Consider the following 12,795-nt stretch of genomic DNA (forward strand, 5'->3'; position numbering starts at 1 on the left):
TTTCCTCCCAATCAAATGACCCGGCGGACAATATCATACAGGCTCTGCCTGCTTCAGACTGATGACAAACTTAGTAGCATGGCGTAATGGGGCCAAGCGAGCTCCTTTGACGACCGGCTCAGCGGAGAAACGAAGACGCGGGATCCCAGGGGGCGTGAGTCTCACATCCCTGAGACGCCCAGATGTTGAGCCCCCTGCCCGCGGCGCGTTTCGGAGCGGACACGGCCCACTTCTGCGCGGGTCGTCAAGAGAGCGAGCAGGAACCATTACCCATGGTAAAAAGGACGTAGTCTGCACACTGACGCAGGCTCTGCCTGCTAAGTGCTGAGAATCCGGCGGACGGAGTAGATATCCTTGATGCGTTTGATCCGTTCCACCACTTTGTGCAAATGATCCAGATTGCTGATGGAGATCGTCATGTGGATGGTGGCTACCTTGTTCTTGTCCGCCTTGCCGCTGACGGCGGAGATGTTGGTTTTTGTCTCTGCCACGGCCTGCAGCACGTCGTTCAACAACCCGTGCCGATCATGCCCGGTGATTTCGATATCCACATGGTAGTTCTGCTTGGGATCCCCTTCCCAGTCCACGTCGATCAGGCGCTCCGAGCAGTTTTCCGCCAGGACGTTGGGACAGTCGCGGCGGTGGACGGAGACCCCACGGCCGCGGGTCACGAACCCGATGATCTGATCCCCCGGCACGGGCGAGCAACATCGGGAAAGGCGTACCAGCAGGTTGTCCACGCCCCGCACCGTGACCCCCGATTCGCTGCGGCTGCTCCTGGCCGGCGTGGACGGCTTGAATTCGGGCATGGCCTGCTCTTCCCGCTCGCGGCGCAGTTTTTCCGTCAGGCGTCCGGCAATCTGGGCGGCGGTAATCCCGCCGTATCCCACTGCGGCGAACATATCCTCGGCGCCCTGGAAGTTAAACTTGGCGGCCGCCTCCTTCAGGTTCTCCTCGGTCAGCACTTCCTTCACGTCGAAGCCGCGCGCCTTGATCTCCGCCTCCACCATCTGCTGCCCTTTGGCGACGTTTTCCTCGCGCTTCTCCTTCTTGAACCACTGCTTGATTTTGTTGCGGGCGTGGGCCGACTTGGCGATTTTCAGCCAGTCCTGGCTCGGACCGTAGGAATGTTTCGACGTCAGGATTTCGACGATGTCGCCCGTGCGCAGGGGGAAATCAAGGGGAACGATCTTGCCGTTCACCTTGGCGCCGATACAGCGGTTTCCGACGGCGGAGTGGATCCGGTACGCGAAATCAAGCGGGACGGACCCTTTCGGCAGCTCCACGACATCGCCCTTTGGCGTAAAGACAAACACCGTATCGGAAAACAGATCCTGTTTCAAGGATTCCATAAATTCCTGGGCGTTTGGAATCTCTTCCTGTCCGCCCTGAATGAGCTCGCGCAGATTGCCCAGCTTCTCCGCAAACGACCCCTGCACAACGCTTTTGCCTTCCTTGTAGGCCCAGTGTGCGGCGATCCCGATCTCCGCCGTCCGGTGCATCTCCCAGGTACGGATCTGCACTTCCAGCGGTTCACCCTTGGGACCGATCACCGTGGTATGCAGGGACTGGTACATGTTGGGCTTCGGCATGGCGATATAATCCTTGAAACGGCCCGGCATCGGTTTCCACAGCGTGTGCACGATGCCCAGCACCGCATAGCAGTCGCGGATATCGGAGACGATGATGCGCAGCGCCAGCAGATCATAGATCTCATTAAACTGCTTGTTCTGCGTCACCATCTTTTTATAGATGCTGTAAATATGCTTCGGCCGGCCGGAAATCTCCGCTTCGATGTGAAGCTCCCGCAGTTTTTCCTGGATCATTTCCTTCGCTTCGTTGATGTACCCTTCCCGCTCGGTCCGCTTCTTCTGCATCAGATTGACAATCCGGTAATACTGCTGGGGGTTCAGGTAACGAAGAGCCGTATCCTCCAGCTCCCATTTGACGGAGGCGATCCCCAGCCGATGAGCCAGCGGCGCGAAAATCTCCAGCGTCTCGTCGGAGATTTCCCGCTGCTTCTCTTCCGACATGTGGCGCAGCGTCCGCATGTTATGCAGACGGTCAGCCAGCTTGATCATGATGACGCGGATATCCTGGGCCATCGCCACCAGCATTTTGCGGTGATTTTCCGCCAGCTGTTCCTCTTTTGACTTGTACTTGATCTTATCCAGCTTGGTGACGCCATCCACCAGCAGCGCCACTTCGCTGCCAAATTCTTCGCGGATATAATCCAGCGTGATGTCTGTGTCCTCGACGACGTCATGAAGCAGCCCTGCGGCGATCGTGACGGCGTCCATGTGCAGATTGGCCAAAATGCCCGCGACGGCGATCGGGTGCATGATGTACGGCACGCCTGACTTGCGAACCTGCCCCGCGTGCGCCTTCTCGGCCACTTCATACCCGCGCCGGATCAGCTTCAGATCGTTTTCCTGCAGATAGCTGCCCGCTTTCTGTAATACTTCTTCCATGCCCGTTGTCATAGTTCCCTTCCCTTATCCTCTCGATACGATACAAACAGTTTATGGCAAACCTCATAAGGGTGGAATTGCATCGTGGTGAATGGGTAAGCTTGTACCATGCGGCATACTCTGCCGACAATTTCTGCTGCATTTCATTATATTATCTTGTAATCCCTTTGTCATGTAAAGCAAATACGTCCATCAATTGTGGAGAAAGGTTGAAAAACGAAAAACGGGCAGATGCCCGTTGTCGTTTAATATGTCACCAGAGACCGAACCGGAATGTCTCCGAGCTTCTGCCGTCCTTCCAGATAAGAGAGCTCGATGAAAAACGCCGCTCCCACCACGACGCCCCCGAGCTGTTCCACCAGCTTGATCGTGGTGGTGATCGTGCCTCCTGTCGCCAGCAGATCATCCGCAATCAGCACGCGCTGCCCTTTCTCGATGGCGTCCACATGCATGGCGAGAGAATCTTTGCCATACTCGAGGCTGTAATCCGCCTTGATGGTTTCATACGGAAGCTTGCCGGCTTTCCGCACCGGCACGAACCCCAGTCCCAGGGCAGTCGCAAGCGGCGCGCCGACCACGAATCCGCGTGCTTCCGGTCCCGCCACCACCTGGGCATCCAGTTCCCTGGCGAATTGAGCCAGTTCATCAATCGCCGCTTTGTACACCGGCCCTTCTTTCAAAAGCGTGGTGATGTCCTTGAAACGGATCCCCGGCTGCGGATAATCAGGAATAACTCGAATGTACGGTTTATAATCCATGGATCATGGCCTCCTAAAGGGCGGGTTGTTCCACCCATTGATTCAAGTAACGAACGAGTGCGTCATAGGATGAGAGCAGCAGCTCGGTCGCGAGCTCGGATTCCTCCAGCCACTCGGTGTACAAGATTGAATTCTCCAGCTTTTGTTTGGCCGCCCCGGCGTGGAGCATGTAGCGCTCCGGCTCTTCCCGCACGATCGCCAGCTCCTGGAACACGGCCAGCATGCCCTCCAGCATCTCTCTTCTCACCTGCAGCTTCTGGGCCATTTTTTCCAGATGAATCTTCTCCACCGAGGGAAAACGGCTCAAGAACAGGTACAGGTGTTTGAACTGGTCGCGGCTGGGAGCATGCAGCAGCTCCAGGCCGAGATCGGGATCGCCGAACAGGCAGTAGATGCGTTCCATATGATGGCAACGCGCCATGATGGCGGCGAGCGCCGCTTTTTGCTTCGGCATGTCGTAGATCACCAGGGTATGATACCATTGTAGTTCATCCAGCATCCGTTCATACCCGTCACGGCGGTGGTCAACCAACAGAATGCGGCTGGCCGTTCGTCCCTCGGCCGCCGCGTGTCCGGAGGCAAGCAGCGCCTGGTAGGATGCTTCGCGGAAGGTGACGGTCAGCACGCCGGGATTTTCCGCGAGGCGCTGCCACTTCCGCTCCTTCTCCCTGCTTCCGCGCCAGTCGAAGATCTGCCGGTGCGAAATGGCGAGATCCCGGATCACCAGCTGCGGCTTCCGCACGCCGTTCCATTCGTTCACATCCAGCTCGCCCACGACCTGCAGCCGCGCTTTGGGCGCGATGTGGTCAAGCACCTCTGCCCACTGGAACCCGATCGCATCCAGCGCTTGCCCACCCTGGCAAAATGCGCATTTCAGATGGGACTCATCCCGCCCGATCCTGCGCAGCCCTTGTGGCTCCACATCGCTCAGCACGATGAGCGGCGTGGGATTGCCGATGCCAAACGGAGCGAGCGCTTCCATCTGTCCCGCCAGGTCGATGTCGATCTGATCGAGCCCGATCGCCAGATCCACTTTCGTGAGGGGGATGAAATCTTCTTCCGTCAGCCATTCGGCCGCCAGCTGATTCAACCGCTCCCGCAAGGCAGGCAGATTTTCCACCGGCAGCGTCATGCCGGCTGCCATCGTATGGCCGCCGAAATGGGGCAGCCATTCCTTGCAGGCGGTCAGCGCCTCATACATGTCAAACCCCGCAATGCTGCGCGCCGAGCCTTTGGCTATTCCTTTTTCCGGATCGATGCCGAGGACGATCGTCGGCCGGTAGAACTTCTCGACCAGCCGGGAAGCGACGATGCCCACCACCCCGACATTCCAGCCTTCCTTCGCCACGACCAGCACGCCGTTTTTCTCCGGCGGAAAATCGGCCTGCACCATGGCGATGGCTTCTTCCGTTATGGCCTGCACCAGCTCCTGCCGCTCCTGATTGAGCGCATCCAGCGTTTGTGCGTGGTGTTCCGCCTCTGTCGGATCATCGGTCGTCAGCAGCTTCACCGCCGCTTCCGCCGTCTCCAGCCGCCCGCTTGCATTGATGCGGGGCCCGATCGCAAAGCCGACATGGCCAGCGGTTACCGGCGTATCCGCCAGCCCGCAGACGCGGATCAGCGCCTTAAGCCCCACATTGCGCGTCTGGTTCAAACGGCGCAGGCCGAGGCTGGCAAGCACCCGATTCTCCTCCACCAGCGGCACGAGGTCGGCGATCGTTCCGATGGCGGCCAGATCCATCAGATGCACCGGCGGTTTTTCCAGCAACGCGTGGGCCAGCTTGAACGCGACGCCCACACCCGCCAGCATGTCAAACGGATAGGGGCATCCCGGCTTCTTCGGATTGATCACCGCCAAGGCGTCCGGAATCACGGCCGGCGGCTCATGGTGGTCGGTCACGATCACATCCAGCCCGAGCGCTTTGGCGTGTTCCACCTGTTCCACCGCACTGATGCCGGTATCCACCGTCACGATCAGCTTGTAACCCGCCGCATGCAGTTGGGTCAGCGCTTCCTTGTTCAGGCCGTAGCCTTCCTTGAAGCGGTTCGGAATATAGTAGTCGAACGTAGCCCCCAGCTCTTTCATCGTATGGTACATCAGCGCTGTGGAGCTGACACCGTCCGCATCGTAATCGCCATAGATACAGATCGGCTCCCCCCGCTTGATGGCTTCCCGGATGCGCTCCACGCTTCGAGCCATGCCATCCAGCAGGTAAGGATCATGGAATTGTTCCACGCCCACATGCAGGAACGCTTTGGCCCGCTCCGGGGAGTCGATGCCCCGTATCACGAGCAGGCGCGCAATCAGGGGAGAGATGCCGCACACCCGTGCGATCTCATCCGCCAGCGCTTCATCATACGTGGCCAGTTGCCAACGCGTTTTCGCTTTCAGCATAGGCCGCCCTCCAATCCCCATCTCATTATATGAAATGAGGGAGGGGCTGACAATAAGGCAGCGCCGACAGCGTCACCGGCGGCCTGCGGACGGCTCCTGGGCATCGCCGTCATCATACGGATTGATGTGCACGAAGACGTCGCGGACATCCTCGAAGCGCTGCAGGACCGTCTGTTTCACCAGCTTCCCGATGCTGTGCCCTTCCTCTACGGTGATATATGGATCGACGCTCAGCTTCACATCGACGATCTGATAGTGGCCATGCTCCCTGGCCCGCAGGGAATCGATGCGGATGACCCCCTGCACGCCTTCGATGGTTTTGCGCAGTTCGACCGTCTGCTCTTCGTGCAGCACGTGGTCGAGCGTATTGTGAATCGACTCCATCAGGATATTGTACGCCATCTGGAGCACGAGGATGGAGACGAAGATCCCGGCGATCGGATCGAGGTAGACGAGCCAGGAGATCCCGAGCCTTTCCCCCAGGATGGCGCCGCCGATGCCGATCAGGGCCGCAAAGGAAGAGTAGACGTCGGACCGGTGCTCCCAGGCATTGGCGATCAGGGAGGGGCTGTTCAGCTTTTTCCCCAGGTTGTACTTGTAGCGAAACATCGCTTCCTTGACGATCATGGAACCAATCGCGGCCCAGACGGCCATCATCGCGGGCGCCTGCGGCGGAGCAAACAGCGTCAGGACGGAGGCCCTTCCGATCTCAAAGCCGACCAGCGCCAGCAGCACGGAGACGATGATAGCCGCGATCGATTCGGCCTTGCCGTGACCGTAAGGATGATCCTCGTCCGGCGGCCGTTCGGCGGCGCGCAAGCCGATCAGCACAGCGATGGAGCCGGCTACGTCGGAAGCGGAATGGACGGCGTCGGCGATGAGCGCCTGCGACTTGCTCCAGAAGCCGATCATCAATTTGATTCCCGCCAAAAGCAAATTGCCTACAATCCCTACCCAGGCTCCAACCTGTGCCTGAGCCAAACGATTGTCCACTGCGAATCCCTCCAGAATGCCCACCGGTGCAGCCGGGCTGAACGCTGGCGGCGGCAGGACGATATTGACTGCCAACGACGGAAAAACCGCGGAATTTCTCCCGCGGCTGACTGCCCGCCCGACGCATCTCGCCGGCGTCGGTCAGGGCCTCTGCAATCATCCCCCATTGGGTGCTGATGACAAACGTTTTTTGGCCATTTCACGCTTTTTCAAGGTAACCCATACCTGCGCAGCGATGAAAATGGACGAGTAGGTACCGCTGACCAGTCCGAAAATCAGCGCGAGTGAAAAGTTGCGGATGCCCTCGCTGCCCAGAATGGTGATGGCAAGAGCCGTAAAGAAGACGGTTGCCACCGTGTAAATCGACCGGCGCATGGTTTGCCACAAACTGACGTTTACCAGGTGCTCCAGATCTTCCACTGTTTTGACTTTCATGGTTCTCAGATTTTCCCGAATCCGGTCAAAGATCACGATCGTGTCGTTGATCGAATAGCCGACGATGGTCAGAATGGCGGCGATAAACGTCAAATCGACCTCCAGACGGAGCAGGGAGAACAAGGCAATCGGAATGAATGCATCGTGCAGCAGCGCGATGATGCAGGCGATCCCGAACAGGAACTGGAAGCGAATGGCGATATAGATCACGATCCCAATCGATGCGATCAGGAGGGCAATCCCCGCTTTTCCCGCCAGTTCCCGGGCGATGGACGGATCGACGGTTGACTCTTGTTTGGTCACCTGCGGCCCGTACTTCGCTTGCAAGGCTTTTTCTATGGCAATCAGTCTGTCCTGCGGCACCACCTGATCAAAGCGGGTGGCTGCCTGGAAGTTCCCATATGTCGTAAGCGGCGTATGCGTGATATTCGGGACGTTGTCATTCAGGATCTTGTCGACGTCTGCCACGTTGAACTCCTTGCCGATCAACAGATCGAGCCGGGTCCCCGCCTTGAAGTCAACGCCAAGATTGAGCCCCATCACCAGCATGACCACAAGTCCCAAAACGAGGATCGCGCCGGAGAGGAAGTAAAATTTTCGCCGATTCTTCACGATGTCAAACTTGACGATGTCATTCTGCTGCTTAGAGCTCACCGATTTCACTCTCCTTTACCCCGTACCAGAACGGCTTCTTGAACATGTTCGCACGAATGAGCAGCCACAGCAGGAAACGGGATCCGAACACGTTGGTGAAAAGGCTGACGATCAGCGTCATGGTCAAGGTGACCGCGAATCCCTGAATCGAGCTGGTTCCGAAGAAGAACAGCACGGCGGCAGCGATCAGCGTCGTCACGTGCGAGTCGATGATGGTAATAAACGACCGGCGCTGGCCCGCACGGAAGGCGGACAGAATCGTCTTGCCGGAGCGGATCTCTTCCTTGATGCGCTCATAGGTAATGATGTTGGCATCCACCGCCATCCCCACGGAGAGGATGAATCCGGCGATGCCGGGCAGCGTCAGGGTCGCTTGCATCCAGTAAAGGACCACCAGACATAGATATACGAATCCGGCCAATGTGATATTGGCGATCATGCCGGGCATGCGATAGACGAGCAGCATGAACAGCACAATCAGCGCTCCACCGACATAGCCCGCATAAATGGTTTTTTGCAATGCGAGGGCACCGAGGCTGGCTCCCACCGAGGTAACCTGCTTCTCGATCAGCTTCGCCGGCAGTGCCCCGGAATTGAGAATATCCGCAAGCTCCTGGGCGGAGTCCACGGTATAGTCACCGGTAATCTGGGCACTGCCGCCCGTAATCACCGACTGGATAACCGGATTGGTCAGCATGTTTTCATCCAGGAATATAGCCATATGCTTGTGAAGGTTTTCCCGTGTCACTTTGGCCAGCTTGTCGGGATCGGAGAACTTCAGCAGCACCATCGGCCGTTTCAGTTCGTCAAAGCCGACCGATGCCCCGCCCGGCGCCAGGTCGCTGCCGCGCAGCAGGATATTGCCTTTCTCATCGCGGAACGTCAAGACAGCCGGTTTGCCGATCAACGCGCGCAGCTTGTCCTGATCCGCCACCTGCGTGGCGATTTTGACCCGAATCCGGTTCGGCAGCTCAATGCTGACATCAGGCTCTGCCACTCCGCCGATATTGACCCGCTTTTCCACCATCTGCGCGGTTGCCTTCAACAAATCCGTTGTTACCTTCTGATTGGCTTCGAGCGGCTGCACCTCATACAAAATCTCGAAGCCGCCCTGCAAATCCAGCCCCAGCGTAATGTTTTTGGCTGTCGGTACCGTCGTGGTGACGATCAGCGCGGCCAATACGCCCACCACAGCCAGGAACACCAGAAATCTGCTCCATTTGATCACGTCTCTGTTACCTCCCCTTGGGTTCGTCACATCCGGACTCCCCACATGCAACCCCTATGTAGTCAATATGCCCATTATAGCCAAGTGGGTAAAACAGGTCAAATTGCTGCCAAAACTTACGAATGATTCCGGTAGATGTTCATCATCTGCCAGTTCATATATTTGGTAATTTTCAGCGACAGGATATCGTTGACCAGCCGATGGATGGGCGGCAGTTCCTTGTAGCCGGCCGACACGCATTCCCAGACATCCTTGGCGGTGATGTTTTCGTAGCCGAGAAGCCCAAATTCTTCGGCCTTGCTTTTGCACAGATTGTATACCTGGAGAAACAGTTCGTCTTCCGTCAACCCGATGAAATCGCTCATACCATCACTCCCTTTAAAGTAGTCATTCTCCCGCCGGCACGTCCATATTTATAGAACAGAGAACGATCCATAAAGGAAAGGGCATTTACATGAGACAATCGTTTTTTTACGGAACCGTTATTCTGATCGTGTCGGGTGCCGTCACCAAGATTCTCGGTTTTGCCAATCGCATCGTCCTGTCGCGCATCATCGGCGCGGAAGGCATGGGGCTGTATCAGATGGTCGTTCCCATCCTGTATTTCCTGATCACGCTCACCACATTCGGGCTGCCGGTGGCGATTGCCAAACAGGTCGCAGAATCGGAAGCGGCCAACGACCACAAAAAAACACGCCGGGTGCTGCTGCTGTCCCTGTTCATCTGCGGAGGCATCAGCCTGTCTGTCTGCCTGATCCTCCTGCTCGGAGCCAAGTTGCTGACAGCCCGCCTGTTTACGGATGCCCGAGCCTCCGTGGTGCTGCTGGCAGCCGTTCCGGTCATCCCCATCGCCAGCATCTCGTCGGTTCTGCGGGGGTATTTCCAGGGAAAGCACAACATGATCCCGACTGCCGCTTCCCAACTGCTGGAACAGGTCGTGCGGATGACGCTCGTCGTCGTGATGTCGCTCTCGTTCATGCATCTTGGTGTGGAGTATGCCACGGCGGGGGCGGTAGCCAGCATCATCTTCGGCGAATGTGCCGGATTGTGGTACATCATCTGGCAGTATCGGCGCAGCAGCCGCCAATCGGCGGAAATGATGGCCAAAACGCCGCTGCTGGCCTCGCTGGCGGAAAGCAGGGAAAACCTGCGGGAACTGCTGGCCGTTTCCTTCCCGGTGACGATGAGCCGGCTGGTGGGCTCCCTGGCATACGTCCTGGAGCCGATGATCGTGCCGTTTGCCCTCTTGTACGCCGGCATCCGGACGGCCGAAGCCACCGCCCTGTACGGCCAGTTTGCGGGAATGGCCGTTCCTTTGCTCCTGTTTCCAACATTTTTAACCTATTCCATGTCGATTTCGCTCGTTCCTGCCGTCGCGGAAGCAGCCTTCCAAAAAAACGCGCCGCTGGTACACCACCGGATCTATCAGGCGATGCGGATCACCCTGGTGATCGGCGCCCCCTGCACCGTCCTGCTGTATGTATTTGCCGAGCCGCTGTGCGCCCTGCTCTACGGCAGCGCCGAAGTGGGCATCCTGTTGAAGGAAATGGCCCCTTTCTCCGTGTTTCTCTTCTTTCAGGCTCCCCTCGCCTCCGCCCTGCAGGGGCTGGACTGCTCCCGCACCGTCCTGAGAAACACGCTGATCGGCGCCGTTGTCAAAACAATCGCCATGTTACTTCTTACGGCCCAGCCCGCCTTTGGGATTCATGGAGCCGTCATTTCCCTGAATCTCGGCATCACGCTGGTCACGCTCCTTCATTTTGCCAGCCTGATGAAAGGCATCGGCTTCACCATGGATGTGACCGAATTCGCCAAGATCGGATCAGCCATGATTGTCATGGGCTACAGCGGCTCCTATATGGCGTCTCACTGGTTCGCCGATCTCCCCGTAGGCCGAATGCTGGCCGTCTGCTCCCTGGCGAGCTGCCTGCTGTATCTGCTGATGCTGGTTGGACTGCGGGTCCTGGGCAAGCAGGACGTCAGGCGCATTCCCTGGATCGGCGAACAGCTCGCCCTGTTTTTTCCCCGCCGTTAGCTAGCGCTGCGGGCGGGGCTTGTCTTTCAGATCGATAAACAGCACCCCCTGCCGGTCAATGGAGCAAAAGCTGATCTCCTTGATGTCCTTGATGCCGTGCTTGCGGATTTCCTTTTTGAGCCAGAATTTGTTCTGCCCGATCTTGCGCAGGGCTTCATCGCGGATCTTGCCGTCCATGACCAGCGGAATCGGCAGCCCGGCATATTGGATCGGGGAGACGGGATTGGGTTCCGGGAGATGCACCTCTTCCCGCGTGGCAGGCTTCTTCTCCCTTTTCGGAAAGACGCTGACCTGCCCGGTCGGCTCCAGCAGGGCGAACTCCACGTCCGCCAGGTTGCTGATGTTTTTTTGGCGCAGGTGAACCATCAGATCGTCGAGGTTCATGCGGTTCCGTTTCAGCGCCTCTTCCCTGATCTGCCCGTTCTCGATGATCAACTCGGCGGTACCGTCGACGACATCGCGGAACTTCTTGCTTTTCAAGGAGAAAAACGCCAGCACAATTTCCAATATTCCGATCAACAGCATCGGGGCATAAAAATAGACCCCGGGCTTTTTCACATCTTCAATGGCGAGCACAGCCATTTCCGCCAGCATGATGGAAATGACCACATCAAACACGGAAAGCTTGCCCAGCTCCCTTTTTCCCATGATGCGCAAGAGCAGCAGCAGGAAAAAATACGTAAAAAGGGTGCGCAGCAAAATGGTGGTCATCTGTTCCACTTTGTCCGTACCTCCCGCGTCGAGTATCGTTTTTAGTCTCGACGCCGGGTACCGTCGCTATGCGCGGGCGCGGGCGGGAATGATTGGCTCTCGCCCTACAGCCATTTTCGTTTCTTAAAGATATGCAGCATGAAAAACGTCATGATCAGCATGATGGCCAATGCCAGAACCAGCATGTACGGCTCCGCCTTCTCGCCCAGCCAGGTGAAGGTGTTCATCCCGAACAGGCCGGTAACGAACGTCAGCGGCAGAATGATCGTGGAGATGATGGTCAGCACGCGCATGGTTTCCGTCGTTTTGGCGCTGATGATGGTATAATAGGTATCAAGGGCGCCGTTCACCAGATCGCGGAACGTCTCCGTCGAATCGGCGATCCGCTCCAGGTGGTCGGTCAAGTCGATGTAGAAGGGAAGGTTCTCTTCAGAGATGTCAAAGGAATAGCGCCCGTTCACATTGGCAAAAATCCGCTTCTGCGGGATAATTACGCGCCGGATCAGAATCAGCGTCCGCTTCAGCGCCAGAAACTCTTCCGTGATCTCTTCCATTTGGTGCTCGTAGATCTCGTCTTCCAGCTCGTCAATCCGCACGCTGATCCGGTCCATGATGGGGAAATATTCATCCGTGATCCCATCGACGATCGCGTACAGCAGATAATCAGGTCCCCGGTTCAGGTAGGCGTTGCTGCGGTGGCAGTGGGCGGCGATCCTGCCGATCGTGTTCATGGGCGATTTATGAATCGTGACCAGGTAGTTGGGGCCAAGGAACACATTCAGCTCCACCGTGGTAATCTCATTGTCGCTTTCCTCATTGTAGCGCAAGGCGTGGAAGACAAAGAAATAATAATCATCATATTTGTCCACCTTGGCGCGAGGGCTGACGTGCAGACAGTCTTCAATAGCCAGCGGGTGAAAGTCAAAGATTTTGGCAATGTACTGCAGTTCGTTGTTTCCCACATCGTACAGATCGATCCACAGCAAATCTTCCGGTGAACGCAGCCATTCGTCTTTTTTCTCCAATTCCACATCGTGGTACATCTTCTGTTCCGAATGATTGTAAAAGTAGGTCTTGATCATCGTTTTTCACCCCCGTCTGGTTCCCCATCCATC

Annotated in this window: 10 protein-coding genes; 1 reads left to right on the forward strand and 9 read right to left on the reverse strand. The window is 57.2% G+C overall.

The window, feature by feature from the left end:
* Nucleotides 1–317: 317 nt before the first annotated feature.
* From G3578_RS03585 to G3578_RS03615, 7 genes are all read right to left on the reverse strand, one after another.
* Nucleotides 318–2,483 (reverse strand): RelA/SpoT family protein, encoded by a 2,166-nt coding sequence (locus tag G3578_RS03585; RefSeq protein WP_165208708.1) that lies wholly within the window; start codon nucleotides 2,481–2,483, stop codon nucleotides 318–320.
* Between the two features lie 233 nt (nucleotides 2,484–2,716).
* Nucleotides 2,717–3,229, reverse strand: coding sequence for an adenine phosphoribosyltransferase (locus G3578_RS03590; protein ID WP_165208710.1), 513 nt, complete (start codon nucleotides 3,227–3,229; stop codon nucleotides 2,717–2,719).
* A 13-nt stretch (nucleotides 3,230–3,242) separates the two neighbouring features.
* A complete protein-coding gene (gene recJ, locus G3578_RS03595; RefSeq protein WP_165208712.1) occupies nucleotides 3,243–5,624 on the reverse strand; it encodes a single-stranded-DNA-specific exonuclease RecJ in 2,382 nt (793 codons plus the stop codon).
* A gap of 72 nt (nucleotides 5,625–5,696) precedes the next feature.
* Nucleotides 5,697–6,617 carry a cation diffusion facilitator family transporter gene (locus tag G3578_RS03600; RefSeq protein WP_165208714.1) on the reverse strand — a complete coding sequence of 307 codons (921 nt, stop codon included), beginning with the start codon at nucleotides 6,615–6,617 and terminating at the stop codon, nucleotides 5,697–5,699.
* A gap of 156 nt (nucleotides 6,618–6,773) precedes the next feature.
* Nucleotides 6,774–7,706: a protein translocase subunit SecF gene (gene secF / locus G3578_RS03605; RefSeq protein WP_165208716.1), complete on the reverse strand. Its 933-nt coding sequence runs from the start codon at nucleotides 7,704–7,706 to the stop codon at nucleotides 6,774–6,776.
* Nucleotides 7,696–8,934: a protein translocase subunit SecD gene (secD, locus tag G3578_RS03610; protein ID WP_165208718.1), complete on the reverse strand. Its 1,239-nt coding sequence runs from the start codon at nucleotides 8,932–8,934 to the stop codon at nucleotides 7,696–7,698. Before secD ends, secF begins: the two co-directional genes overlap by 11 nt.
* A 116-nt stretch (nucleotides 8,935–9,050) precedes the next feature.
* On the reverse strand, nucleotides 9,051–9,299 hold the full coding sequence (locus G3578_RS03615) for a post-transcriptional regulator (RefSeq protein ID WP_165208720.1): 249 nt from the start codon (nucleotides 9,297–9,299) through the stop codon (nucleotides 9,051–9,053).
* Between the two features lie 89 nt (nucleotides 9,300–9,388).
* Between G3578_RS03615 and spoVB the strand changes: the two genes are divergently transcribed.
* The gene (gene spoVB, locus G3578_RS03620; protein ID WP_165208722.1) at nucleotides 9,389–10,969 is read left to right on the forward strand and encodes a stage V sporulation protein B; all 1,581 of its coding nucleotides are present in this window, start codon (nucleotides 9,389–9,391) and stop codon (nucleotides 10,967–10,969) included.
* On the opposite strand, the gene G3578_RS03625 is transcribed toward spoVB, so the two are convergent.
* Nucleotides 10,970–11,689: a YetF domain-containing protein gene (locus G3578_RS03625; RefSeq protein WP_165208723.1), complete on the reverse strand. Its 720-nt coding sequence runs from the start codon at nucleotides 11,687–11,689 to the stop codon at nucleotides 10,970–10,972.
* Between the two features lie 95 nt (nucleotides 11,690–11,784).
* Nucleotides 11,785–12,762, reverse strand: a complete 978-nt coding sequence (gene corA, locus G3578_RS03630) for a magnesium/cobalt transporter CorA (RefSeq protein ID WP_165208725.1) — start codon at nucleotides 12,760–12,762, stop codon at nucleotides 11,785–11,787.
* Nucleotides 12,763–12,795: the final 33 nt, after the last annotated feature.

It is taken from the genome of Brevibacillus sp. SYP-B805 (assembly GCF_011059135.1).
In the GTDB taxonomy this organism is placed as follows: domain Bacteria; phylum Bacillota; class Bacilli; order Brevibacillales; family Brevibacillaceae; genus Brevibacillus_F.